Here is a 24878-nt window from a genome sequence, read left to right as displayed (position 1 = left end):
GCTTGCGCGGTGGCTGGATCAGCAGTATTGTGTACACCGTCCACAAAAGAATAGCAAAGATAATGAACACTGTCCACATAAATACGTAACAGGTCATGTCCAGCGCGCCCCAGTCCCCGCCACCCCGCAGCACTTACCGCCACGGGGACCTGCGGCGCGCCCTGCTGGAAGCCGGCGTGGAGCTGGCCCGCGCCGGCGGGCCCGAGGCGGTGGTGCTGCGCGAAGCCACCCGGCGCGCGGGCGTGGCGCCCAATGCCGCCTATCGGCATTTCGACAGCCGCCAGGCCTTGCTGTATTCCGTCCGGTCCGCCGCGCTGGCGGCCGTGGCCCGCGCCATGGAGGCCGAGCTGGCCACCGTGCCGGCCGATTTGCCGCCGGCCGAATTCGCCCGGGCGAATGTGCGCGCGGTGGGTGCGGGTTACCTGCGTTTCGCGCAGGCCGAGAGCGGCTTGTTCCGCACGGCGTTCGGCCCTTCAGACGACCTGAAGGAACGGGCCGAGGGCCGGCCGGCTGATAGCGAGCGCAAAGGCCAAAGCGGCCTGGACCCGTTCGAGCTGCTCAGCGCCGCGCTCGACAAACTGGCGGCCGCCGGTGTGCTGCCACCCGAGCGCCGCCCCGGCGCCGAGTTTCTGGCCTGGTCGGCGGTGCACGGCCTGGCCATGCTGGTCATTGACGGCCCGCTGGGCCCCGTCCTGGGCCCGCAGATGCAGCAGATCGGCCAGCGGCTGCTGGACATGGTCGAAAAAGGCCTTTGAGAAGGCCTCTTCAACGCCCCGCCGCGCGCACAGGCAAGCCCATGCCCGTGGGCAACCCGTCGCGCAGCGCCTCCACAAAGCGGCGCAGCTTGGCCGGGTAAAAATTCGAATACGGGTACACCAGATAAACCGGCAAGGGCGACGCACACCACTCGGGCGCCAGGTGCAGCAGCCGGCCCTCGGCCACATCGTCAGCCACCAGCCAGGTCGAGGCGATGCTCGCGCCCAGGCCCAGCAACGTGGCGTTGCGCAGCGCAAACAGGCTGTCGGTGCCCAGGCGCGGCTTGATGGCAAAGCGCTGCTCTTCGTCCGGGTTGCCGTCTTTGCTGCCGTGGTGGATCAGCGTCACCTCGCTGCGGTAAAAAGTCTGCAGCGCCAGCCAGGGCAGCGCCTGCAAGTCGGCCGGTTGCAGCGGCAGCGGCTTGCCTTTAAGCAGCGAAGGCGCGGCCACCACAATGCGCCGCACCTCGGCGATCTTCACCGCCACCAGCGACGGGTCTTCCACCGTGCCCACGTGCACCGCGCAGTCAATGCCCTGGGCGATGAAGTCAGGCGTGCCGTCATGCAGCAGCCACTCCACCGTCACGCGGTCGTGGCGCCGCAAATAGTCCACCAGCGGCCCCACCAGCCGCTGCTGGCCCAGCGCATGCGGCACCACCACGCGCAGCGTGCCCTCCGGCACGTCTTTCGGGCCGCGCAAGTCGGCCTCAAACGCGTCCCAGTTGCCCAGCAGCTCCTTGGCGCGGGCAAAGCAGCGTTCGCCGTCTTCCGTCAGCTTCATCGCATGGGTTGAGCGCTGCAGCAGCTTGAGCCCCAGCGAGCGCTCCAGCGCCTGCAGGCGCCGGCTCACCGTGGGCTGGGCGGTGTTCATCTGCGCGGCGGCGGCCGACAGGCTGCCTGCCTCCACGATGCGCACAAAGGTCTGCATCAGCTCGATCCGGTCGGGGGCGGTTTTCATGGCGTTTCCATCCAATTAGGCGTCTTGTATGCGTACAGCGTATGACCATTGTGCCCATTGGCCGCCTTCACAGGATAAAAGCCGCCCCGCATACTCGCTTTCAGTCTCAAAACAGGATCCGCCCCATGGCTTCAAGCACCCCCTCCAGCACCCACCCGCCCGAGCAAATCGGGCCGGGGCTGCCTTTCTCGCTGATTCTTCTACTCGCCACCGGCGCGGGCCTGGCCGTCGCGGCCCTCTATTACAGCCAGCCCATGCTGGCCCTGCTGGCCGGTGAGTTCAGCGCCACCCCAGCCGCCATCGGCCTTGTGCCCACGCTCACCACGCTGGGCTACGCACTCGGCATTGGCCTGCTTGCGCCGCTGGGCGACCGTTATGACCGCCGCCGCATCATCCTCGGCAAGGCTGCGGCGCTGGTACTGGCGCTGCTGGTGGCCGCCGCCGCGCCTTCGGTGACGGTGCTCGCGCTGGCCAGCCTGGCCATCGGCCTCTCCGCCACCCTGGCGCAAGACATCGTGCCGGCAGCCGCCACGCTCGCGCCTGAATCGCAGCGCGGCAAAACCGTCGGCACCGTGATGACCGGCTTGTTGCTCGGCATCCTGCTCTCACGCGTGGTGGCCGGTGTGGTGGCTGAGCAGTTCGGCTGGCGCAGCATGTTTGTGGCGGCTGCCGTCAGCATCGCGCTGCTGGGCGTGGCCGTGTGGCGCCGCCTGCCGCGCTTTGCGGCAACCACGCAGCTGCCTTATTTGGCGCTGCTCGGGTCACTCGCCACGCTGTGGAAGCGCCACGGCGCACTGCGCCGCGCCGCCATCGCCCAGGGGCTGATCAGCATCGGCTTCAGCGCCTTCTGGTCCACGCTGGCCATCATGCTGCATGCCGAGCCCTTTAACCTGGGCAGCAGCGCAGCCGGCGCCTTCGGCCTGGCCGGCGCTGCCGGTGCATTGGCCGCGCCGCTGGCGGGCCGCATTGCCGACAGCCGCGGCCCCGAAGTCGTCACGCGCCTGGGCGCTGCGCTGGTGGCCGCCGCATTTATCGCGATGGCGTTTGGCCCCAACCAGCTGTGGCTGATCGCGCTGGGCGCGGTGGTGTTTGATCTGGGCGCGCAGGCCACGTTGATCGCGCACCAAACCATCATCTACGGCATCGAGCCCGCCGCGCGCAGCCGCCTCAACGCAGTGCTTTTTATCGGCATGTTCAGCGGCATGGCCAGCGGCGCCTGGCTGGGCAGCGTGGTGCTGGCCCACGCCGGCTGGCAGGGCGTGTGTGTGATGGCGGCGGTCTCGGGTGTGGCCGCGCTGGTGGTGCGGCTGTGGCCTGTAAAGAAACTGGCACCCTGCGCTGCGTGAAATCCGGCGTAGACGTGCAGCCAAAAAAAGGGCCTCGTGAGAGGCCCTTTTTTATTTGAACGCTGCAGCTCAAGCCGCCAGCGCTTCTTTCGGAAAGTCCGTCGAAGCAGACAGTGCCCGCCATGCTTTCACTTCGGCCTCCACAAACGCATGCTTGTCGGCAATCGTCTGCAGCGTGTCCGTGCCCATCGCCAGACGCAGCGGCGGCTTAGCGGCATCCACCAGCGTCAGCATTGCCTGCGCCAGACGCAGCGGGTCACCCGGCTGGTTCAGGCTGATCTGCGTGGCGGCCACGCGCACCTTGCCCGCGCTGGCGGCATAGTCGTCCAGAATGCGCGGCGACACCACCAGCGAATTGCTTTCCAGAAAATCGGTGCGGAAGTAACCGGGCTCCACCGTCGTCACATGAATGCCCAGCGGCGCAAGCTCGCCGTGCAGTGCTTCGGTCAGCCCTTCCACCGCGAACTTGGTCGAGCAATAAACACCAAAGCCCGGAGCCGACTGGTAGCCGCCCAGCGACGAGATATTGATCACATGGCCGCTGCGGCGCGCGCGCATCGCCGGCAGCACGGCGCGCGTCACATTGAGCAGGCCGAACACATTGGTCTCATAAAGCCGGCGCACTTCATCGGCCGTGGCTTCTTCCACCGCGCCCAGCAGGCCAAAGCCCGCGTTGTTGACCAGCACGTCGATGCGGCCAAAGCGCGCCAGCGCGGCTTGCACGGCAGTGGCGGCCTGCGCCTCATTGGTCACGTCCAGCGGCAGCGCAAGCAGCGCCGCGCTGTCCGGGAACCGCTTTTGCACCGAGGCGGCGTCGCGCGAGGTCGCCACCACCGCGTCGCCGTGCGCAAGCGCCGCTTCGGCGATGCGGGCGCCAATGCCGCGCGCCGCGCCGGTGATCATCCATACACGTTTGAAATCAGCTTTCGCCGTTACTGCATTCATGGTCTTGCCCTTTAAAAAATGTTGCTGAGGAGGGCAATGTAGGTTTTCGATTGCGTGCCGAATAGATAGCAATCGCTGGGTTCATAATCAAGCAAATCATGACAATGAGGGGCCGCTATGGCTTTCAATGAACTGCGCGCCGTGTCCACCTTCGTCAAGGCCGCCGAGCTGGGCAGCCTGCGCCAGGCCGCTGCCGCCCAGGCCATCACACCACAGGCCGCCAGCCAGGCGCTGGTGCAGCTTGAGCAGCACCTGGGCGTGCGCCTGTTTCACCGCACCACCCGCAGCCTGAGCCTGACCGAAGAGGGCGAGCAATTCCTGCAGGCCGCGCAGCCGGGGCTGACCACGCTGCAGCGCGCACTGCACGGCGCAAGGCGCGGCCGCGAAGACATCGCCGGGCCGTTGCGCATCGTCGCGCCGCGTTCCATCATGCTCGAGGTGCTGTGGCCGGTGCTTGAAGAATATTGCCGCCGCCATCCGCAGGTCGACCCCGACATCCAGATGGACGACCGTATCGGCAACTGGGTGGAAGACCGCGTTGACGTCGGCTTTCGCGCCGGCTCGCCGCCCGAGGGCGGCGTCATCTCGCGGCGCATCATGCCGCTGCAACTCATCGTCTGCGCCTCACCCGCCTACATCGCGCAGCACGGCGCACCGCAAACCATCGCCGAACTCGCCGGCCACCGCTGCAGCGGCTTCCGGCACACCGGCACCGGCAAGGCCATGCCCTGGGAATTCAAGGTGGGTGAAGAAGTCGTGGGCCACAACATCGCGGCTGCTTTTCTCACCAACGACGTGGACCTTGAAGCCCGCACCGTGGTGGCCGGCCAGGTGGTGGGCCAGCTCATAGGCGTCACCGCCGCGCCACTGGTGCGCGCGGGCAAGCTGGTGCCGCTGCTCACGCAGCATGTCACCGAGCACCTGGGCCTGCATGTGTATTACGGCAGCCGCAACGCGCAGCCGGCGCGTGCGCGGGCCTTCATCGACCTGGCCGTGGAGCGGCTGGTGGGCAACAAGGCGTTTTTTCTCGAGCCACATGAGTTGGTGCCCGCAAAACCCAACGCCCGGCGCGCACGGACGGCGTCAACATAAAAAAGGCCGCGCACCGCGCGGCCCTTCGCTACGAGATGCTCGTGCTCAGTTCAGGAACTGCAGCAACTCCGGAATCACCTGCTCAGGCGCTTCTTCCATCAGCCAGTGGCCTGAGCCTTTGACGACCACGCCCTTGACGTCTTTTGCCACCAGCCGGCCCTGGTCAATCAGGAATGTGCCGCCGGCTTTTTCGCCCGAGAGCACCAGCATGGGCATGGTCAGCTTGGTGTTGCCCAGCGCCGCGAAATCAGCCGCGTCTTTTTCAAAGTTCTTGAAGTACTCAAAGCCCGCACGCATGCCGCCCTCTTGCGCATAGGCCGCGGCGTAGATGCGCCTGTCGGCTTCGGGGATCGAGTGTGTGGCGTCGGCCGCGAAGTCGTTCCAGAAGTGTTCAAAGTAAGTGCGCTCGCGGCCCTTGACCAATGCCAGCGGCGTCTTGCCATGGAAGTGAAAGTGCCACAGGTCGCGCAGCAGCCACACATTGGTCCAGTTGCCGATGCCGGGCAGAAAGGCGTCCATCAGCACGACGCGGCTGGTCTCGGTGGGGAATTGCGCGGCATAGGCATAGGCCACCATCAGGCCGATGTCGTGGCCCACGATGGCGGCGCTGTTGATGCCCAGCGACTTCACCAGTTCATGAATATCGACCGCCATGTTTTTCTTGTCGTAGCCGCCTTCGGGCTTGGCCGAACCGCCGGCGCCGCGCAGGTCCGGCACGATGACCGTGTGCGTCTTGGCCAGCAGCGGCATCAGCGGGTTCCACATATGGCTGGTTTCGGCATAGCCGTGCAGCAGCACCACGGCCGGGCCTTTGCCGCCCACACGGTAGTGAATGGTGGTGCCGTTCACCTTGGCATTGCGCGCGGTGAAGCCGGGTACCCGGCCTTCGTTGGCGAGCAGGGGCGTGGCGGCCAAAGCGGGTGTTGCAGCGGCCAGCAGGCCGGCTGTTGCAGCGCCCAGGGTGGCGGCGCTTGCCAGCAATTGGCGGCGGGTGGCTGCAAGCGTGGAAGAAGCGGTGGTCATGACGATTTCCTGGTGAGGTGAATAAAAGTTGAAGAAGAGCCTCCAATGTAGGTTTCAGCTTTTATTTCAGGAAGACCGTTTGGCTGTTTTACTCATTCAGTTTTTATGAATAATCAAGGCTTTTTGGCTGCCAATGCAGCGTTTGGGGAGGGCGCCCCGGCGTGTCAGCGTGCGCGGCCCATCACGTCCGCCACCCAATCAACAAATACTCGCACGCGTGGCGAGAGCTGCCGGTGGTGCGGGTACAGCACCGACACCGGCATGGGCGCTGGCCGAAACGCCTGCAGCACTTCAACCAGTGCGCCCACCTCCAGCTGCGCGGCCAGGTGGTAGCGCGGCACTTGTATGAAGCCCAGGTGCGCGGCGCAGCAGACCTTGTAGGCATCGGCATCCGTCACCGCGACGGAGCCCTTCAGGTAAACCTGCCGCGGCGCGCCGTCCACGATGAAATCAAAAGGCAGCGCCTTGCCGGTGCGGCTGGAGAGAAAGTTGACGGCGCGGTGCCCGCGCAGCGCTTCTATCGTGTCGGGCGTGCCGTGTTTGGCCAGGTACTCGCGGCTTGCGCAGGTCACCTGCTCCAGCAGCGCCACACGCCGGCCCACCATGCTGGACTCCGCCAGCTCGCCCACACGCAGCACGCAGTCCACCCCTTCACGCACCAGGTCCACCAGCCGGTCGCCCATGCCGATCTCCAGCTCGATGTCGGGGTAACGCTCAAAAAAATCGCCGATCACCGGCAGCAAAAAGTGTTTGGCCAAGGTGCCGTGCAAATCCACCCGCAGCTTGCCGCGCGGCTTGCTGCCGGTGTTGACGAAAGCCGATTCGGCTTCTTCCAGGTCGGTCAGGAGGCGCAGGCAGCGCTCGTAATACGCCGCGCCGTCCTGCGTGGGGCTCACATGCCGCGTCGTGCGGTGCAACAGGCGCGCGCCCAGGCGTTTTTCAAGCTGCTGCACGGCGTGCGTCACGGTGGCGCGCGGCAGCAAGAGGTCGTCAGCCGCCTTCGTAAAACTGCCCAGCTCCACGATTCGCGTGAAGAGCTGCATCGAGCTGAAACGGTCCATGGAGCGCGCCTCTATTGTTGATATTCATTGAACAGTGATGGCAATTTTACGGTATTTATCGCGCGTAGATTGAATAGAACAATACCTTCACTGACTCACCAAAAGCGCACAACACACCCAGCGCCCCGGGCGGTCAGAGCCAACCAACCCCTTACCAAGTTCATCAATCTCAGGAGTTCCAAATGACCGCTTCCGCAAACCAAGTCACTCAAACCGCCATCGTCACCGGCGCCTCGCGCGGCATAGGCGCCGCCATTGCCCAGCGTCTGGCCAAAGAAGGCTATGCCGTCGTCGTCAACTACGCCGGCCAGGCCGGCGAAGCCCAGGCCGTGGTGCAGTCCATCACGGCCGCCGGCGGCAAGGCCGTTGCCATCCAGGCCGATGTGGCCAGCTCAGCGGCAGTGAAGCAGCTGTTTGAGGGCAGCATCAAGGCCTTCGGCCGCGTCGACGTGCTCGTCAACAACGCCGGCATCATGCCGCCCACGCTGCCGGCACTGGCCGACACCGACGACGACACCTTTGACCGCCTCTTCGCCGTCAACGTCAAAGGCACTTTCAACACCCTGCGTGAAGCCGCAACGCGCCTGCAGCCCGGTGGCCGCATCGTCAACTTCTCGACCAGCGTGATTGGCCTGGCCCTGCCCGGCTACGCGATCTACGGCGCCACCAAGAGCGCGGTGGAAACCTTCACCAACATCATGGCCAAAGAGCTGCGAGGCAAAAACATCCGCGTCAACGCGATCGCTCCCGGCCCCACCGCCACGGCCTTGTTCCTCAACGGCAAGACGCCCGAGACGATTGAGCGCATGGCAAAGATGGCGCCGCTTGAGCGCCTGGGCACGCCTGAGGACATCGCCAGTGCGGTTGCATTTCTCGTGAGTGAGAACTCTGCGTGGGTGAACGGCCAAACGCTTCGGGCAAATGGCGGCGTTGTTTGAACGCAAGCACTTTCACCAACCCATCAAACACTCTTTTCAAACCATATTCAGAAAGACACACATCATGAAATCCGTCATCCTCGTCACCGGTGCAGGCACCGGCATCGGCCACCTCACTGCCCGTTCACTCGCACAAGCCGGCCACACGGTGTATGCCAGCATGCGCGACATCCAGGGCCGCAATGCGCCCAAGGTGCGTGAGCTGCGCGACTGGAGTTTTGCCAATGGCTTCGACTTGCGCGCCGTTGAACTCGACGTGCTCTCGCAAGCTTCAGCCGACGCCGCCGTGGCGCACATCATGGCCGAGCAGGGCCGCCTCGATGTCATCGTGCACAACGCCGGCCATCTGGTCGTCGGCCCCGCCGAGGCCTATACGCCTGAAGAAATCATCAAGGTGCTGGACACCAATTTCCTGGGCAGCCAGCGCGTGAACCGCGCCGTGCTGCCGGTGATGCGCAAGGCTGAAGCGGGCCTGGTGCTGTGGGTTAGCAGCAGCACGGTGCGCGGCGGCTTCCCGCCTTTCCTCGGCCCCTACGCCGCTGCCAAGGCCGCGATGGATTCGATGGCTGTGACCATGTCGTATGAGCTCGCCCGCTTCGGCATCGAGACCTCCATCGTCGTGCCCGGCGCCTTCACCAAAGGCACGGACCATTTCCCCAGCGCCGGCAAGCCTGCTGATGCTGCGACCGCGTCCGCCTATGCCCGTTATGACGGCGTGATGGATAAAGTCGGCGAGCGCCTCTCGGCCCTGAGCCCCGATCACGCCGACCCGCAGGCCGTGGCCGACGACATCACCCGCATCGTGGGCCTGCCCGCCGGCACGCGCCCCTTCCGCTCGGTGACCGACTTCATCGACGACGGCGCCGGTGAAGTCACCGTGGTGGCTGAGCGCGTGCGCGAAGAATTCGCCCACCGCATCGGCATCGCCGACATGCTCAAGCCTGCGGTGCGCCGCGCGGCCTGAGGGTGTTCATCACACGGCTTGGGTGACCCTGGGCCGTGTGATGCCTTATTCACTGACTTATCACCTTTAGAGGCAACACCATGCAACCCGTCGTCATCCTCTCTCTCGCCCGCATCCTCATGGCCTTGGCCTTCATCGGCCCCGGCGCCTCGCACTTCATTGAATCGGCCCGCCTGCGCAACTACACCGCAGCGGCGATAGGCGCCATCGAAGTCAGCGCCGGCCTGGCGCTGGCCTTTGGCTGGCAGGTGCGCTGGTTCGCCCTCGCCGCCGCGGCCTTCCTGCTGGTCGACGCCTTTATCGCCCACGGCTTCTGGGCCGCCACACCGCAAGAACTGCGCAACCAGGTCCTGCATTTCTTCAAGAACCTCGCGCTGGCGGGCGGCTTTGTGCTGCTGGCCCTGGCGCCGCAAGGCCGCTAAAAAAAGCCGCGCCTACGAAGACGCCTTGACCCACTCACGCGGCGACACCCCCGTCTTCTGCACAAACAGGCGCGACAGCGCCGACGCGTTGGCATAGCCCAGCTGCGCCGCAATGGCTTTGAGCGACTGGCCGCCGCGCAGCTCGGCCTGTGCAATCGCCAGCCGCCATGTGGCGAGGTAGTCGGCAGGCGTTTGCCCCACCTTCTGCTTGAACAGCACCGCAAACGCGCTGCGCGACATGCCGGCCGATTGCGCCAGCCGCTCCAGGCTCCAGGCCTCGCCCGGCGCTTCGTGCACCGCCACCAGCGCGCGCGCCAGGCGCGGCTCGCCCAGGCCGGCCAGCAGGCCTTCGGGTGCGCTGCCATCTTCTGGGTGATCGAGCAGCCAGCGCAGCAGTTGCAGCAGCAACACCTCAAACAGCCGGTCGGCCAGCAGCCGCTGGCCGCAGCGCACCTGCTCGGTCTCGGCAAAGAGCAGGGCCAGCGTGTGCTCCAGCCCCTGCACACGCGCGAGCGGCAACACCACCAGCGCCGGCAGCGCACGCGCCAGCGGGTGGTTGGCGCCGCCGTCAAAGGCCAGCGTCGCGCAGGTGAAGTCGGCGCCTTCCACCGGCGCGTTGTGAAAGTCGTGCGCCAAAGGCCGTGGGTAAAACACCAGGCTGGGCTCGCTCACCTCGACCCGCTTGGGTGCGCCCGCGCCCGCGCGGTGCGTCACCACCATGGTGCCGCGCCGCATCACATGCAAAAAGCCCAGCCCGGCTTCGGGTGTGAAGCGCGTGACGCCGCACAGCGGCCCGTTGTGAAACATATGGGCCCGCACGCGAAAGCGGTCCATCAGGGCGGAGAGGCGGTCGAGTCCGTCGGTCATGGCGATGTTCATGATTTGGGGCGCTTTGTACGATAAGGATGATTTGATGGACGAATTCATCCATTAAGTCCGGATTGTCGCGCGAAACTTCTTCCTGTGCAGCGAAGGCATCAACAAGCCCCGCCGCGCAGATGTCTTCCCCTTAACCGCGACTCTCCAACTTCCAAAGGACTTCACCATGTCACGCATTCCATTGATCGACCGCACTGCTGCTTCCACCTCAGCCGACCGCAAGGCCCTGCTCGACCAGCTGACCCAGGCCATGGGCGCCACGCCCAATATGTTCAAGGTGGTTGCCAATTCGCCTGCCGCGCTCAAAAGCATGTGGGGCTCGTTCGGCGCACTGGGCGGCGGTGTCATCGGTGCCAAACTCGGTGAGCAGATCGCGGTGGCGGTCGCCGACCGCAATGCCTGCGAATACTGCCTGGCCGCCCACACCGCGCTCGGCCGCAAAGCCGGCGTCAGCGCCGACGCCCTGGCCGCCGCGCAGCGCGGCGAGTCTGGCGACCCGGCCACGGCAGCGGCGCTGGCGTTTGCGCTCAAGCTGGTGAACGAGCGCGGCAATGTGTCTGAGGCCGACGTGCAAGCCGTCCGCCAGGCCGGTTTTAACGACGAGCAGATTGTGGAAATCCTCGCGCATGTGGCGCTCAACCTGTTCACCAACTACGTCAATGTGGCGTTTGCGGTGCCGGTCGATTTCCCGGCGGTCAAGCTCAGCCGCGCGGCGGCCTGAGGCGGCTGAAGACAGCGTAGGGCGAGGCAGATAAGGCTGCTTGTCGGCGCGCCAGCCTACACCGGCCGGCTTGCACCGCGCCCTACACTGGCTTATGAAGACTGCCCGCCTGCTGATCGTCCTTGCCGCCACGGCCTTAGCCACCAGCGCGTTCGCGCTGGAGCCCGAAGATATCTTCAAGCGTGCAGCACCCGCCGTGTGGACGGTCAAGGCGGACCTCGGCAACAACCAGGCCGGCATCGGCAGCGCGGTGGCCATCACGCCCAACCTGCTGGTCACGGCCTGCCATGTGGTCACCAAGGCCATCACCGTCAAGCTCACGCAGCTGCAGCGCGAAGTCAAAGTCATCCGCATCACACGCGACCCGGTGCCCGAGCACGACCTCTGCGTGCTGCACGCCGAGCCGGGCGTGGCGCTCACGCCCGTGGCCATCGCACCCATCAGCACCGTGCAGGTGGGCGCCAAGGCCTATGCCATCGGCAGCCCGCACGGGCTGGAGCTCACACTGTCTGAGGGCCTGGTGTCGTCCCTGCGCGCCAACGCCACCAGCAACCTGCCCACCATCCAGACCTCGGCCTCCATCTCGGCAGGTTCCAGTGGCGGCGGTTTGTTTGATGTTGAGGCGCGCCTGATGGGCGTGACCATCAACATCTCGCCCGGCGGCGAGAACCTGGGCTTTGCCTACCCCGCGCAGCTGGTGATGGAGCTGCCCCAGCGCATAGACGCCGAACTTGTGCAGTGGCGCGAGCGCCTGAAAAACCTGGGTGTGGTGATGGGCGCCAACGGCGAGCCCACGCCCTCGGGCCATGCCGATCTGGAGAACGATGCGGCCCTGCCCGTGCTGGGCGGCGGCAGCGACCCGGCCGCGCTGCGCCTGGCCTACAAACAGTTTTTGCTGCAGTCGCAGCCGCGCGCTTTTTTGATCACCGGCGACGGCCACTTCGGCACCGTCACCAGCCTGGCCGGCCTGAACGAGCAGCTCACCGGCTGCGCGCAAAAGAAGATCACCTGCGCCGTCTACGCCGTCAACGGCACCGTGGTGTGGGGCAAGCAGCAGCCGGCCCGCTGAGGCCGGTCAGTTGCCTCTTTCCCCTCTTGCTCCCTCTCCCTCTGGGAGAGGGTTAGGGTGAGGGCCGGCGGCCTCGCAGGTATACGCAGCTCAAACTCCAAGTGCCGACAGCCCTCATCCCCACCTTCTCCCAGAGGGAGAAGGAGTAAATCCGGGTTTAAGTGAAATTAATCACCAATCCAATATTTGCCTTGGCCATGCGCTACTGAAAAGACAGCTGACGTATGACGGCGCCTTATGGGTAATACCCCGCCCCCGCCGCAAATTCAGCCTTGAACACCTCGGCCACCCAGTCGGCAAAGGCCCGCACCTTGGCCGTCAGGTGGCGGTTGCGCGGGTACATCACCACCATCGCCAGGTCTTCGGGCTGCCAGTCGGGCAGCACGCGCACCAGCTCGCCGCTGGCCAGCAGCGCGCAGGTGCGGCGCGTCAGCGGCGGCTGCGCAAGGCCCAGGCCGGCCAGCACCGCGCCCATGTGGCTGTCGGCGTCGTTGCAGCTTACCCAGTGCGGGCGGTGTATCTGCCGCACATCCTTGCCTTTGGCAAATTCGAAGGGAAACACCCGGCCTGTCTTGGCCGAGTGAAAGTTCACAAAGCGGTGCTGCTCCAGGTCTTCCAGCGTCTGCGGTGTGCCGTGCTGCGCCAGGTAAGAAGGCGCGGCGCAGGTCACCACCTTGAGCCGGCCCAGCGGCCGCGCCACCAGTGTCTCGTCGTGCAGCAGGCCGCCGCGTATCACGCAGTCCACGCCCTCGGCCACCAGGTCCACCGGCCTGTCGCTGCTGCCCAGTTCCAGCACCATGTCGGGGTAGCGTTTAAAAAACTCCGGCAGCGCCGGTGAGATCACATGCCGGCCCACGGCGGCCGGCACATCCACCCGCAGCCGCCCGGCCGGCGTAGCCACGGCGCGCCGCAGCGTGCCCTCCAGCTCGCCCATGTCCTGCAGCATGGCCATCGCGCGCTGGTGGTACAGCGCGCCGTCGTCCGTCAGGTTCAGCCGGCGCGTGGTGCGGTTCAGCAGGCGCACACCCAGGTGCGCTTCCAGCTCCTGCACGGTTGTGGTCACGCGGGCCTTGGGCATGTGCAGCGCCGTGGCGGCGGCGGTAAAGCTGCCCAGCTCCACCACCTGGTTAAACACTTCCATTGCTCTGTAGCGGTCAACGCTCATGTTGTGCTCACCCTTTTTGTTCTTGAATGTTCTTGAAATTAGTAACAGTTATTTTGAAATACAGCAGTTTATTCTTCTATTTGAAATCAATACAGTCCTTCTACCGCTTCATTGATCTCTCCACCCCTGCATTGATTCCGAATTCACGAAAAGGCTCCCCAATGACTACCACTCCTGTTGCCACTCTCTCCTCCACCCGCCTCGGCTTTCGCGGCCCGCAATCCGTCTCGGCCATCAGCCTGGGCGCGATGGGCATGTCGGGCATGTATGGCGCCAACGACGAAGCCGCAAGCATCGCCACCATCCACGCAGCGTTAGACGCCGGCGTTAACCTCATCGACACCGGCGACTTCTACGGCATGGGCCACAACGAAATGCTGATAGGCCGCGCGCTCAAGGGCCGGCGCGACGAAGCGCTGATCTCCGTCAAGTTCGGCGCGCTGCGCGACCCCAGCGCCGGCTGGATCGGTATGGACGGCCGGCCCGCCGCCGTCAAAAACTTCCTGGCCTACACGCTGCAGCGCTTGGGCACCGACCACATCGACATCTACCGCATCGCGCGGCTGGACCCCAACGTGCCGATTGAAGACACGATTGGCGCCATGGCCGACATGGTCAAAGCCGGCTTTGTGCGCCACATCGGCCTGAGCGAAGTCGGTGTCGACACCATCAAAAAAGCGCACGCGGTGCACCCCATCAGCGACTTGCAGATCGAGTACTCACTCATCAGCCGCGGGCCCGAGGCGCAGATCTTCCCCGTTCTCAAGCAACTGGGCATAGGCGTCACCGCTTACGGCGTGCTGTCGCGCGGCTTGCTGTCAGGCTCCAAACCTACAGGGCCCGGCGACTTCCGCGCCCACCTGCCGCGCTTTACCGGCGACAACGCGGCAAAGAACCAGCAGCTTGTCGATGTGCTGCAGCAACTGGCCGGCGGCCTGGGCGCCACCGCCTCACAGGTGGCGATTGCCTGGGTGCTCGCGCGCGGCAAGGCGCTGGGTATCGACATGGTCGCGCTGGTCGGCTCGCGCACGCTGAAGCAGCTGGATGAATCGCTGGGCGCGCTCAAGCTCACGCTCAGCGCCGAAGACCTGCAGCGCATCGAAGCAGCGCTGCCGGCCGATGCGATTGCCGGCACCCGTTATGGGGCTGAGCAGATGGCGCATCTGGACAGTGAGAAGTAAGACGAACAATACGGCTCACGCCTGATTTCCCCGGCTCAACTCCCTCCCCCGCTGGGGGAGGGTTGGGGTGGGGGCCAACCGGCCTTCAAATAGGCGCGGCGAAGGATCAGCCGCCGACAGCCCCCATCCCAACCTTCCCCCAGCGGGGGAAGGAGCAAGATCACCCCGCGCGCTGGTCCGCAAAGCGCTTGCGGTAGTCATTGGGGCTCACACCCAGCCGCCGCGTGAAGGCGCGTCTGAAGCCGTCCACATTGCCGTAGCCCAGCGAGTCGGCCAGTTTTTTGAGCGGCACGTCGGAAGCCTCCACTTGCCGGCGCGCTTCATCAATGCGCGCCGCTTCGACAAAACCCGCCGGCGTCACGCCTGTCGCCGCGCGGAAGACCCGCGCAAAGTTGCGCTCGCTCATCGCGGCGCGTTCGCACAGCGCCGGCACCGAGAGGTCCGCGCCCAGGTGCGCCAGCACATAGTCCTGGATCTCACGCACCACCGACTTGTCGGCCGTCTGCGCCGCCAGGTGCGCGCTGAACTGCGACTGCCCGCCCGGCCGCTTCAAAAACATCACCATCTTGCGCGCCACCCGCAGGGCAACATCGCGCCCGTGGTCTTCCTCCACCAGGTGCAGCGCCAGGTCCATGCCCGCCGTCACACCGGCAGAGGTGTAGGTGCTGCCGTCCTTCACGTAGATGGCATCGGCCTCGACCTGCAAGGCGGGAAAGCATGCGGCCAGCCGCTCGGTCGAGTTCCAGTGCGTCGCCACGCGCTTGCCATCGAGCAGGCCCGCCTCGGCCAGCAAAAAAGCACCCGTGCAGACCGAACCCAGCCGCCGCACCGAGCGCGCCTGGCGTTGAAGCCAGGCGCTGGTCTCGGCCCTGCCGGCCAGCTCTTCGGGCAGCGGGCTGCCGGCCACCAGCAGGGTGTCTATGCGGCCGCGATGAGTCTGGATGGTGCTGTCCACCGTCATGCGCATGCCGTTGCTGCCTTTGAGGTCGCCCGCCTGCGTGCCGATCAACTGCAGCCGGTAGGCGCGCGGGTTGCCCAGCTGCTGGGCCGCCTCGGCAAAGACGTCCGCCGGCCCGATCACGTCCAGCAGCTGGACGCGCGGCACGGCGAGGATGGAAACGGTGTGTGTGGCTGACATGGGCGCCTCTTTGGCTGGATTCGCCGGTTTTGCCGGCTTGAATAGAAGGCAGCATAGCCGAAAATAACGTACACGACAAATTCGGCCAGTTCTCTCCGATTTCCATAAAGGCTTTTATGAGCACCACCACCGCCTCCATCGCAGCCGGCCCCGCTTCCGGCACGGGCGCCTCCGCTTCATATTCCATCCGCCAGTTGCCCATCAACCTCTACGGCGCCGTCATGGGCCTGGCCGGCATGGCGCTCGCCTGGCGCCTGGCCGCGCCGGCCTTTGGCGCACCCGCTGGTATCGGCGAGGCTATGGGCTTCTTCGCGCTGGCCGTGTTCGTCGCGCACTCGGCCGGCTACCTCGCCAAGCTCGCGCTGCACCCCGATGCCGTGCGCCAGGAATTCACCGACCCGGTCACCGGCAACTTCTTCGGCCAGCTCGCCATCTCCTTGCTGCTGCTGTCGTCGGTGCTAATGCCATACGGCCAGGCGTTTGCCCAGGGCCTGTGGACGGTGGGCGTGGTGGTGACGCTTGCGCTCGCGTTGCTGGTCGGCAGCCGCCTGCTCAAGGGCAAGCTGGACGCCGCCCATATGCTGCCGGTGTGGATCATCCCCGGCGTCGGTGTGCTCGACATCGGCGTCACCGGCGGCCACATGCCCATGGCCTGGGCCGGTGAAATCAATCTGCTCGCGCTGGCCGTTGGCACCATGGTGGCGCTGGTGTTGTGGACGCTTATCGTTCACCGCCTGGCCCATGGCGAGCCGCTGCCCCTGCGCATGCGGCCTTCGCTGATGATTTTGATGGCACCCTTTGCCGTGGGTTTTCTCGCCTGGGTCAATGTGTTCGGCCATGTCGACCACTTTGCCGGCGCGCTGTTTTATTTCGCGCTCTTTGTCCTGGTGGTCGTGTCGCCCAAGGTGTTCCGCCGTGACGTGCCTTTCTCACCAGGCTGGTGGGCCATCAGCTTTCCGCTGGCTGCGCTGGCCAATGCCGCCATCGTTTATGCCCAGGCGCAAGGCGGCGCGGTGCTGCACGGGCTGGCCGGCGTGTTGCTGGCGGTGTTGACTGTGGCACTGGCGGTACTCACCGTGCGCACGCTGCACTGGGTGTTCACCGGCAAGCTCTTTGCGGTTTGATCAGATAACGTTCTTCTCCAGCAAAGCCGTGCCCTGCACCAGCCGCTGCGCCGCCAGCGGCGACAAGTCCAGGCTGGTGTAGCGGCCCTCTGCGATCCACTCCGCCAGGCCGCGCCCCACCGCAGGTGACTGCTGCAAGCCGTGGCCGCTAAAGCCATTGGCCAGCAGCAAGTTAGGCAGTTGCGGGTGCGGCCCCAGCAGCGCGTTGTGGTCGTGGGTGTTGTATTCGTAATAGCCGGCCCAGGCACGCTGCAGGCGCAGCGCCTCAAAGCCCGGCACCCGGTGCGCCAGCGTCAGCCAGGCTTTGTCAAAGAGTTCATGGTCCACGTCGAGCGGCGCATCGTTGTCGTCTTGCTCAGGCGGCAGTCCGCAAATCCAGATATCACCCTCGGGCCGGAACCACAGGCCGCCCGGATCAATCACCAGCGGGCAATGCGGTGTTTTGGCGGGGCTGGCAAACGCATACACACAGCGCCTGCGTCCAAACACCGGCAAGTCAAAGCCCGTGCCCGCCAGCAGCGGCCGCGCCCACGCGCCTGCCGCGTTCACTGCCCAGTCGCAAGGCAGCTGCTCGCCGCCCTGCAACGCCACCGCAGTCACGCGGCCCGCGCCATGCACAAAGCCCGTGGCCTCGGCCTTCACATACTGCACACCCAGGCTGCGCGCCTTTTGCTTGAAGGCCATCAGCAAACCATAACCGTCAAACCAGCCCTCACCCGAAAGCCCCAGCGACGCCAGCGCGAGGTCGTCGACTTGCAGCCACGGAAAGCGCTGCCGTGTCTCCGCCGGCGTCAGCAGCGCCACGTCTACGCCTTGCGCGCGCTGCGTGGCGTGGTTCTCTTGCAAGGTGGCCGCACCCGCCTCAGTCGCCAAATACAAATAGCCGCGTTCCGTCAAACCAATATCAGGCACGTCGCCATCCACCGCCAGGTGCCGGTGGATGTTGCGCAAGAACTCAATGCCGAACTGCGATACCGCAATATTCACCGGTTGCGAAAACTGCTGCCGTATCGAACTGGCCGACAACGCCGATGAGGCCTGCGTGTACGTCGGGTCGCGCTCAATCACCGTGATGTTGCCGTCAAAGCGCGGGTGCACCGCGAGGAAGTACGCAATGGCGCTGCCGATCACGCCACCGCCGACGATGACGACCTGTTGCGAGGATGTTGGTGTCTGGCCCATGCCGCCCCTGGGTTCAGGCCTTCCCAAGCTGCTGCTTGGCGTGGGCAGCGCCCGGCCCAGTGGGCGCCAGCTCCAGGTAGTTGCGAAAGGCTTTCTGGGCTTTCTCGGTGTCTCCGGCCTTGGCGTGTGCATCGCCCAGGTTCAGGTAGGCAATGGCGCGTGAAGGGTCTATCTTCACCGTGTTCTCAAACCAGCGCGCGGCCTCCTTGAACTTGTCCTGCTTGAAGTAAACAAAGCCCAGGTTGTTGGCCGCCAGCGCAAAGTCGGGGCGCAGCTTCAGCGCTTCGGTGAACTGCACCTCGGCTTCGGCATATTGCTTTTCCTTGTAGAGCTGCAGGCCGCGGTCGTTGGCCCGCTGGGCCAGCTGGCGCGCAGAGCTGGGCACGGCCAGCGGTGTGACGATTTTTTGCTCTCCGCCTTGCAGGTCTTTCACCACCACGGTGGTCGACGCGGCCAAAACCACGGGGCTCTCGTTGCCGGCGGTGGGTACGACGACTGGTGTGGGGGCTGGCTGGCGGCTTGCATCCAGTTTGCTGTTCAGCGCAATCGCTTCACCCGACAACTGGCTTGTCTGCGCGCTCAGAAACTCCGCGTCCGCCGGCAGCGCGAAGACAAAATCGCCTCCTTCGGAGCCCGGCAGGCTGCCAAAGGCGGGTGTCTGGCGCGACACGGACGCCACCGCCGGCGCCACATAGGCGGCCAGCTCGGTTGCGGTAATCAGGCCGTCGCCATTCAGGTCGGCCTTGCCGGCCAGCGCCTGCAGCAGCGTCCAGGTGAAGACCGAGTGCCCGTTGGGCCCGCCGTCGGCCACCAGCTGGTCGGCGCCACCGGCTGTCAGCATCTGCCGGCCCAGGCGCCTGGCGTTGTCGCGCAAGAAGTTGCCGGGGCCCGCGCCACGCGTCAAGCCCAGCCCGCTGTAGCAGGCGTCCATCACAAACAGCACATGCTTGGCCGTCAGGCTCTCGGCAATGTTTTGCAGCTCGGTCATGGGCACCGCGTCGGTGGCGAGTTTGTTCGGGTCCGAGTCGGCCGGGATGATATAGCCCAGGTCGCGGCCCGAGCTGAGCTGCCGTGTGGCGCCGTGGCCGGCGAAGAAAACAAACAGCCTGTCGTTTTTCTTCATGCCGCTGTGCGCCAGCTTGTCGTGAAAAGCCCCGAGGATGCCGGCGCGCGTCGCTTCGCGGTTCTCCAGCGACAGCACATGGTCGGCGCTGAAGCCAAAGCGCTGGATCAGCGTCTCGCGAATCGCTCGCGCATCACGCACCGCGTATTGCAGCTTGGGCCAGCTCGCATAGTCGTCAATGCCGATCACAATGGCCCACGAATCGCTGTAGCCCGGGTTGGCCGCCACCGGAGTTGCCACTGCGGCGTTGCCCTTGGCGGCGCTAAAGCCATTGCCGTCCCAACCGGCAAACTGGTAGCCCTCGGCCACCAGCCGGTCCAGGATGGCGGGCAGCGCCTTCACCGTGCGCTCGTGAATGTCGTGAAACAGGATGATGCCGCGGCCCTCTTTGTCCACCGTGCGCAGCACGCGCTCCACGATGGAGCTGGGCACCGGGTCGGCCCAGTCCAGCGAATCGATGTTCCACATCACCGAGCGCAGGTGCGCGGCCGACAGCACGTCCAGGCCCTCGTCATTGCGCGCGCCGTATGGAAACCGGAACAGCGGCGAACGCCGCGCGTCCACCGCCTTGAGCAGATCGTCGGTGCCCAGCACTTCCGACTTGAGCCCCTGGCCGTTGAGCTTTGACAGTTGCGCATGCGTCATGCTGTGGTTGGCCAGCGTGTGGCCTGCCTCCAGCAGCTTGCGGCTGACCTCCGCGCGAGGGCCCAGCTTGGTCTTGCCGTCCGCCGCCACCGTGCCCAGGTTGCTGCCCACCTGAAAGAAGATGCCCGGCGCACCATACTGCTTGAGGATGGCGGCAATCTCGCTGGTGTACACGCCGTGTGGGCCGTCATCAAAGGTCAGCACGATGGTCTTGGGCGGCAGGCTGTAGCCGAACACCTCGCCCTCTTCTTCACCTTTGGCCTTGCGCGCCGGCGCCTTGGGCACCGCATAAGGCATCACCACACCGAAGTCTTTCAAAATCTGCGCGCGCGCATAGAGCTTCTTCAGGCTGGCGACATAGTCCTCCCAGCGCTCGCGCTTGAGCTCGATGGCGCGCGGCTCAAACCGGCCAAAGACCAGGCGGATTTCCTTTTCGTAATTGCGCTCTATCTCCAGCAGGGCGTCCAGGTCCTCACCGATGCGCTTGTGCAGCTTGATCGCCGGCAGTGAAGAATCCGCCGCCACGGCGGCCTGCAGGCTGCGCAGCAATTCGCGAAAGGCCAGCCGGTCCGCGTCGAACAGACTCTTGTCGCTTTCGATGTAGTCCAGCAGGCCGGCCAGCGCATCAAAGCGCTGCGGGCTGCCCGAAGCCACCAGGGCCGCCATCTGCGTTTCAAGCTCCGCCACGCGCTGACGGTTCTCATGAAACAGCCCCTGGCCCACCTGGTTGGCCATGGCCTTCTCACCGGCGGCCAGCGTTTTCTCATCGGCAAACAGCACGATGATCTTGCGGTAGCCGGCCAGCACCTCCTGCATGCCCGCGAGGATCTTGCCGGTATCCAGCGGCGCCGCCGCTGCGGCAGCAGCTGGGGGTGGTGCTTCGTCTTTCTTCCCGTTGATGCCGAGAATGACGGCTGTACCCAGCGCCAGCAAAGTCACCGCGGCCGCAACAGCCAATTTGGTCTTGTTATTCATGATTTTTTATGGCGAGCCTGCGCAAGCAGGTGGTTGAATCTTGCCCCCGGTGCGCCGCAAACCTGGCTTGCGGCGGCGCGCCTCTCCAGAAAATCATCATAGCTTTGCCTGGCAGATCCATGCCCGGGAATTGGCGCCTGACCCATGCAGTCTTATTGCAGCCAGACGGCCAGCAGAGCGCTGACTCCCGCGATAACCAGGGACAGCCATGAACCGATGGCATACCGGGCGCCAGCATTCCCGGCCCTGGCCTGCTTCCAGATCAGGCCGATGTCATATGGGAGTTTTTTGACCATGCAAAAAATGGCCGGCGCGAGAAGCCCATGGGCGAAAACCAGAAGCCATACCGCCGGAAGCACGGGATGCAACTTGTACAGCGCAACGAATAGGGTTTGCATCGTTAACTCAAGATTGTGTGATTCAGGGGTGGTGTTTGCCGTGCGCCTCGTTGCGCCACATCCTACATGGCGCCTGAGCCACCAAGCGACGCCTCGTTCAGGCAACGGTGCTGTGCGTAACGTGGCCATCTCATATGATCGTGTCAACTTATGCCGTCTAAAGCCCACTTTCCAGATGGAGTGCCGTGTTATTCGGCCGCCTCTGATGGCGTTCCGTATCTCTGCGGCAAATTACAAAGCTAGTTTTCTAGATGGAAACCGCATTGCTTCTATTTTTGGGGTTCCTGATTTGCCTTGGCTTTGCTTTACTCATGCATGAAGCGAGAGGGAACACCATCAAGGATCTATGCAAACGCAACGAAGCGGTGTTTCAAAAGCAGGCGCAGCAATATCCCGCTCTTTTGACAGCAAGATTGGTGCGGCAAAAAGACGAAGCAAGTGGCGACAATGCCGTGGTGGTCCTCACCGAGCGCATTTACCAGTGCGAGGATGGCTCCTATTGGTTGTTTATTTGCCAGTCGGGCGAGCCCAGACACCTGATCCAGCTTCACCTGGAACGGGCTAAAAATTTGCTCCGATCGACCCCGGATATTTTTGTGAAAGAGTTTCCTGAGGAAACATGAATCACCGGCCCGAAACCCCATGCAAACACTCCGCATCTCCACCGACAAAGCCGAACTCGACGTTCCGCTGATCCACGGCTTTCTTGCCGAACAATCCACCTGGGCAAAAGGCATTCCCCTGGCCACGGTTGAGCGTGCCATTGAACATTCCCTGTGTTTTGGCGGCTACCTGGGCAGCTCGCAGGTGGCGTTTGCCCGTGTGATCTCCGACTACGCCACCTTTGGCAACCTGGTCGATGTGTTTGTCTTGCCCGCGTATCGCGGCAAGGGTTTCAGCAAAGTCATCACGCAGGCTGTACTGGATCACCCACAGCTTCAGGGCTTGCGCCGCTTCACCCTCGCCACGGGCGACGCGCATGGTCTCTATGCCCAATTCGGATTCACCCCGCCCTTGCGGCCGCAGTCGCTCATGGAGCGCTACTTTCCGAACATCTATCAGAGCGCACCGTAATCCTTCCCTCAAGCAAACCTCAAACCTTCAATACGCCCATGGATTCCTTCAAACCCAGAGTCGGTAAACCCATCACGCCCGAGCAGTTCGACGAGCTCAGCGACGAGCAGCTGGTGCGGCTCATCCCCAAGGCGTATCGCGAGTTCTTTCCCGGCAAGGACTTCTGTGCCGATGGGCATTTCTATCTGCACGATGGAACGGCCTGGAGTTTCTATCGAGGTGATTTGCTTGATGAGTAGTGTCTGCCTGAGATACAGACGGCAACGCGCATTTGTCGCCGCACAGCGACAAATCCTGTAAAGCGCGGGTGTGTTGTGCAACGTTGTGTGTGTTGGGTCAACAAGGCGGCAAGCGGTGCCGTTGAACACACGGCTATGTGATTTCAACATTCTTATCAGCCATTTCATCATCCATTCAAAGGACTCTCATGAACAAACTGCTCGCTTCCCTGATCGCCACCCTGTTCGTTGGCGTTGCTGCCGCACAAACGCCTGCGCCTGTCGCACCGGCCACCCCCGCAGTCGTCAAAGCAGAAGCCAAGGCTGAAAAGTCTGACGCAGCTGCTGTGAAGAGCGAAGCCAAAGTCGCTGCCAAGGCTGACGCCAAGGTCGTGAAGGCCGAAGCCGCTGCCACCGAGAAAACCAACAAGGCTGATGCCAAGGCCGCCAAAGCCAAAGCAAAGGCTGATGCCAAGGTTGCCAAGGCAGATGCTGGTGACAAAGCCAAGGCCACCGCCAAAGCTGAAAAGACTGCCGTCAACGCAGACACCAAGGCAGCTACCACCGCTGTGGACGCCAACGCCAAGGTCAACTCCGTGAAGATCGACGCAACGGCCGACAAGACCAAGGCCAAGCTCGACACCAATGCCGTCAAGGCAGAAGGCAAGGCCGACGTAAAGGCTGCTGCCAGCAAGTAAGCGGCAACGCGGGCCACAAACCCGCCGCCCCTGAAAAAGACAGGCCCAGGCCTGTCTTTTTTTTGCCTGTACATGCACGGGCAAACGCAGGCTGGTATGCCGCGAGGGCATGGCGCGGCGGACCGGCGGGTGGCATCATCCACCCATGCCTGCATCGCCCCATCACCAAAGCCGCGTTCTGGCCTCTCCGTGGGAAGGCGTCTACGGCACGCACATTGACAGCGCCCGCCACTACGGCCGCCATTCGCACGCGGTCTATGGCGTGGGGTTGCTGGAGCACGGCGCGCAAAAGTCGGCCAGCGGGCGCGGCCAGGTCGAGGCCTATGCCGGTGACATCCTCATGTGCAACCCCGGTGAAGTGCACGACGGCCAGCCGCTGGGTGGCCCTTCGCGCCGCTGGCGCATGGTGTACCTGGAGCCGGCCGCCATGGCTGCCGCGATGAATGCGCCCGGAGCCACGTCCGAGCTTGAACTCACCCACGCCGTCGCGCAAGACGCGCGGCTGCGCCTGGCCTTGCAGCGCCTGCTGGGGCAGCTTCAACAATGGAGTGACGGTGGGCGCAGCCCGGGCGCCGAAGCGCTCGCTTGCGAAGAGTCGCTGGCGCGGGTGTGCGGCTTGCTGCTGGGCCGTCACGCCGTTTCCACCGCCCGTTCCGCGGAGTCTTCCAACGCCATCACCCCGCAGATCCGGCAGGTGCGCGACCGCCTGGCCGCCGGCCTGCTCGCGCCGCCCACCCTGGGCGAGATGGCGCTTATGGCCGGGCTCAGCAGGTTTCAGCTGCTGCGCCACTTTGAAAAAGCCTTTGGCGTCACGCCCCATGCCTGGCTGCAGCAACAGCGCGCCGAACGTGCGCGCGGCCTGATCCGCAGCGGCGCCAGCCTGGCCGCGGCCGCCGCGTCCAGCGGCTATGCAGACCAGAGTCACATGACGCGGCTCTTCGCGCGCCAGTTCGGGTTTACGCCCGGCGCGTGGCTGCAGGCAACATCGCGCAGGGTACAAAGCCGCCTGCAATAACGTTCAAGACACGCGTCCGGCGCAGCGGCACACTGCGCGCATGTTCTTTCGCCATTCAGAAGCCCTTTGGGCCGATTACCCCGAGCTGGTGCCCGGCGTGCTGTACGCCGGTGGCATCACACCCAACGCAGATGTCGGCCCGCAGGTCGTCCGCTTCAACGCCATCGCCCAGGCCCGGCTGGCTACGGGCCCCGAGGGCGAGTTTGCTGAAGTGCAGGCCTGGCGGCGCACCTTCTCCAAAATGGGGCTCAAGCCCACGCAATACCGCTGCGCGTCCGAGTCGCTGCTGCGCCGCTTCCGCAAAGAAGGGTCCTTGCCCCAGCTGCATCCGCTGGTCGATTTGTGCAACGCCATCTCGCTGGCCTTTGCGATTCCGATTGCGGTGTTTGACGTGGCCAAGGTGTCGCAGCATCTGGAAGTGCGCTACGCCACCGGTGCTGAAAACTACCTCACTTTTGGAGGCGACGTTGAACATCCCGAAATGGGTGAGGTGATCTTTGCCGACGCCACCCAGCCTGCCGCCAACGCGCATGCCCGCCGCTGGACCAACCGGCAAAGCGGTTTGTCTGCCGTCAGTCCGGATACCCGCGACGTACTGATCGTGGCGGAAGCCTTGCATACCTCGGCCGGTGACGATGTGGCGCGGCTGGTGAGCACGCTCGTCCATGAACTGACCGCTGTCTGGCCCACAGAACCCAAGACCCAATTGCTGAGCCGGTCCTCACCGCACTTCGAGTTCTAGCTCTCCCAGCGGGGAAAGAGAAAGAAA

26 protein-coding genes are annotated in these 24878 nt (G+C 64.6%); 16 read left to right on the top strand and 10 right to left on the bottom strand.

All coding sequences use genetic code 11. The features are described 5' to 3' along the window. Positions 1 to 95 precede the first annotated feature (95 nt). Complete coding sequence (locus BM408_RS10255) at positions 96 to 755, top strand: TetR/AcrR family transcriptional regulator (RefSeq protein ID WP_092129673.1); 660 nt, start codon at positions 96 to 98, stop codon at positions 753 to 755. A 10-nt stretch (positions 756 to 765) separates the two neighbouring features. On the opposite strand, the gene BM408_RS10250 is transcribed toward BM408_RS10255, so the two are convergent. Then, positions 766 to 1713 (bottom strand): LysR family transcriptional regulator, encoded by a 948-nt coding sequence (locus BM408_RS10250; RefSeq protein ID WP_092129671.1) that lies wholly within the window; start codon positions 1711 to 1713, stop codon positions 766 to 768. 125 nt (positions 1714 to 1838) lie between these two features. Here BM408_RS10250 and BM408_RS10245 point away from each other — a divergent pair, with 125 nt between their 5' ends. After that, entirely contained in the window at positions 1839 to 3059 is a 1221-nt protein-coding gene (locus tag BM408_RS10245; protein ID WP_092129669.1) for an MFS transporter, read from the top strand. Positions 3060 to 3128: 69 nt separating this feature from the next. Here the strand turns inward: BM408_RS10245 and BM408_RS10240 are convergent, their stop codons facing one another. Next, positions 3129 to 4004, bottom strand: coding sequence for an oxidoreductase (locus BM408_RS10240; RefSeq protein WP_092129667.1), 876 nt, complete (start codon positions 4002 to 4004; stop codon positions 3129 to 3131). Between the two features lie 117 nt (positions 4005 to 4121). On the opposite strand from BM408_RS10240, the gene BM408_RS10235 reads away from it, so the two are divergent. Then, on the top strand, positions 4122 to 5096 hold the full coding sequence (locus BM408_RS10235; RefSeq protein WP_092129665.1) for a LysR family transcriptional regulator: 975 nt from the start codon (positions 4122 to 4124) through the stop codon (positions 5094 to 5096). A gap of 45 nt (positions 5097 to 5141) precedes the next feature. Here BM408_RS10235 and BM408_RS10230 read toward each other — a convergent pair whose 3' ends face one another. After that, positions 5142 to 6119: an alpha/beta fold hydrolase gene (locus tag BM408_RS10230; RefSeq protein WP_092129663.1), complete on the bottom strand. Its 978-nt coding sequence runs from the start codon at positions 6117 to 6119 to the stop codon at positions 5142 to 5144. Between the two features lie 164 nt (positions 6120 to 6283). Then, the gene (locus BM408_RS10225; protein WP_092129661.1) at positions 6284 to 7180 is read right to left on the bottom strand and encodes a LysR family transcriptional regulator; all 897 of its coding nucleotides are present in this window, start codon (positions 7178 to 7180) and stop codon (positions 6284 to 6286) included. Positions 7181 to 7362: 182 nt separating this feature from the next. Between BM408_RS10225 and BM408_RS10220 the strand changes: the two genes are divergently transcribed. The 3 genes from BM408_RS10220 (at position 7363) to BM408_RS10210 (ending at position 9504) form a co-directional block, all read left to right on the top strand. Beyond that, on the top strand, positions 7363 to 8118 hold the full coding sequence (locus BM408_RS10220; protein ID WP_092129659.1) for a glucose 1-dehydrogenase: 756 nt from the start codon (positions 7363 to 7365) through the stop codon (positions 8116 to 8118). 64 nt (positions 8119 to 8182) lie between these two features. Next, positions 8183 to 9082 (top strand): SDR family oxidoreductase, encoded by a 900-nt coding sequence (locus BM408_RS10215; RefSeq protein WP_092130062.1) that lies wholly within the window; start codon positions 8183 to 8185, stop codon positions 9080 to 9082. 80 nt (positions 9083 to 9162) lie between these two features. After that, positions 9163 to 9504 carry a DoxX family protein gene (locus BM408_RS10210; protein ID WP_092129657.1) on the top strand — a complete coding sequence of 114 codons (342 nt, stop codon included), beginning with the start codon at positions 9163 to 9165 and terminating at the stop codon, positions 9502 to 9504. 12 nt (positions 9505 to 9516) lie between these two features. On the opposite strand, the gene BM408_RS10205 is transcribed toward BM408_RS10210, so the two are convergent. Beyond that, positions 9517 to 10383, bottom strand: coding sequence for an AraC family transcriptional regulator (locus BM408_RS10205; protein ID WP_254774766.1), 867 nt, complete (start codon positions 10381 to 10383; stop codon positions 9517 to 9519). A gap of 166 nt (positions 10384 to 10549) precedes the next feature. Between BM408_RS10205 and BM408_RS10200 the strand changes: the two genes are divergently transcribed. Further along, complete coding sequence (locus tag BM408_RS10200) at positions 10550 to 11104, top strand: carboxymuconolactone decarboxylase family protein (RefSeq protein ID WP_092129655.1); 555 nt, start codon at positions 10550 to 10552, stop codon at positions 11102 to 11104. A 94-nt stretch (positions 11105 to 11198) separates the two neighbouring features. Continuing rightward, positions 11199 to 12173: a S1C family serine protease gene (locus tag BM408_RS10195; RefSeq protein ID WP_092129653.1), complete on the top strand. Its 975-nt coding sequence runs from the start codon at positions 11199 to 11201 to the stop codon at positions 12171 to 12173. 235 nt (positions 12174 to 12408) lie between these two features. Here the strand turns inward: BM408_RS10195 and BM408_RS10190 are convergent, their stop codons facing one another. Beyond that, positions 12409 to 13338, bottom strand: a complete 930-nt coding sequence (locus BM408_RS10190) for a LysR family transcriptional regulator (RefSeq protein WP_092129651.1) — start codon at positions 13336 to 13338, stop codon at positions 12409 to 12411. A gap of 161 nt (positions 13339 to 13499) precedes the next feature. Here BM408_RS10190 and BM408_RS10185 point away from each other — a divergent pair, with 161 nt between their 5' ends. Continuing rightward, positions 13500 to 14519: an aldo/keto reductase gene (locus BM408_RS10185; protein ID WP_092129649.1), complete on the top strand. Its 1020-nt coding sequence runs from the start codon at positions 13500 to 13502 to the stop codon at positions 14517 to 14519. 160 nt (positions 14520 to 14679) lie between these two features. On the opposite strand, the gene BM408_RS10180 is transcribed toward BM408_RS10185, so the two are convergent. Further along, positions 14680 to 15657, bottom strand: coding sequence for a GlxA family transcriptional regulator (locus tag BM408_RS10180; protein WP_092129647.1), 978 nt, complete (start codon positions 15655 to 15657; stop codon positions 14680 to 14682). A gap of 116 nt (positions 15658 to 15773) precedes the next feature. Between BM408_RS10180 and BM408_RS10175 the strand changes: the two genes are divergently transcribed. Beyond that, entirely contained in the window at positions 15774 to 16781 is a 1008-nt protein-coding gene (locus tag BM408_RS10175; protein ID WP_092129645.1) for an SLAC1 anion channel family protein, read from the top strand. Here the strand turns inward: BM408_RS10175 and BM408_RS10170 are convergent, their stop codons facing one another. The 3 genes from BM408_RS10170 to BM408_RS10160 form a co-directional block, all read right to left on the bottom strand. Beyond that, positions 16782 to 17963 carry an NAD(P)/FAD-dependent oxidoreductase gene (locus BM408_RS10170; RefSeq protein WP_092129643.1) on the bottom strand — a complete coding sequence of 394 codons (1182 nt, stop codon included), beginning with the start codon at positions 17961 to 17963 and terminating at the stop codon, positions 16782 to 16784. A 13-nt stretch (positions 17964 to 17976) separates the two neighbouring features. Then, positions 17977 to 20706: a polysaccharide deacetylase family protein gene (locus BM408_RS10165; RefSeq protein WP_092129641.1), complete on the bottom strand. Its 2730-nt coding sequence runs from the start codon at positions 20704 to 20706 to the stop codon at positions 17977 to 17979. A 152-nt stretch (positions 20707 to 20858) separates the two neighbouring features. Further along, positions 20859 to 21104, bottom strand: a complete 246-nt coding sequence (locus BM408_RS10160) for a hypothetical protein (RefSeq protein ID WP_092129639.1) — start codon at positions 21102 to 21104, stop codon at positions 20859 to 20861. 251 nt (positions 21105 to 21355) lie between these two features. Between BM408_RS10160 and BM408_RS10155 the strand changes: the two genes are divergently transcribed. From BM408_RS10155 to BM408_RS10130, 6 genes are all read left to right on the top strand, one after another. Then, positions 21356 to 21727 carry a hypothetical protein gene (locus BM408_RS10155; RefSeq protein ID WP_092129637.1) on the top strand — a complete coding sequence of 124 codons (372 nt, stop codon included), beginning with the start codon at positions 21356 to 21358 and terminating at the stop codon, positions 21725 to 21727. Positions 21728 to 21746: 19 nt separating this feature from the next. Then, entirely contained in the window at positions 21747 to 22178 is a 432-nt protein-coding gene (locus BM408_RS10150; RefSeq protein ID WP_092129635.1) for a GNAT family N-acetyltransferase, read from the top strand. Between the two features lie 38 nt (positions 22179 to 22216). Then, entirely contained in the window at positions 22217 to 22417 is a 201-nt protein-coding gene (locus BM408_RS10145) for a hypothetical protein (RefSeq protein WP_092129633.1), read from the top strand. A 188-nt stretch (positions 22418 to 22605) separates the two neighbouring features. Next, positions 22606 to 23094, top strand: coding sequence for a hypothetical protein (locus BM408_RS10140; RefSeq protein WP_092129631.1), 489 nt, complete (start codon positions 22606 to 22608; stop codon positions 23092 to 23094). 145 nt (positions 23095 to 23239) lie between these two features. After that, positions 23240 to 24109 (top strand): helix-turn-helix domain-containing protein, encoded by an 870-nt coding sequence (locus tag BM408_RS10135; RefSeq protein ID WP_092129629.1) that lies wholly within the window; start codon positions 23240 to 23242, stop codon positions 24107 to 24109. A 40-nt stretch (positions 24110 to 24149) separates the two neighbouring features. After that, positions 24150 to 24851 carry a B3/B4 domain-containing protein gene (locus BM408_RS10130; RefSeq protein WP_092129627.1) on the top strand — a complete coding sequence of 234 codons (702 nt, stop codon included), beginning with the start codon at positions 24150 to 24152 and terminating at the stop codon, positions 24849 to 24851. Positions 24852 to 24878: the final 27 nt, after the last annotated feature.

The organism is Polaromonas sp. YR568 (assembly GCF_900116715.1).
In the GTDB taxonomy this organism is placed as follows: domain Bacteria; phylum Pseudomonadota; class Gammaproteobacteria; order Burkholderiales; family Burkholderiaceae_C; genus Polaromonas.
The sequence above is the reverse complement of the archived record's forward strand: the minus strand, read 5'-3'. Positions and strand labels throughout refer to the sequence as shown.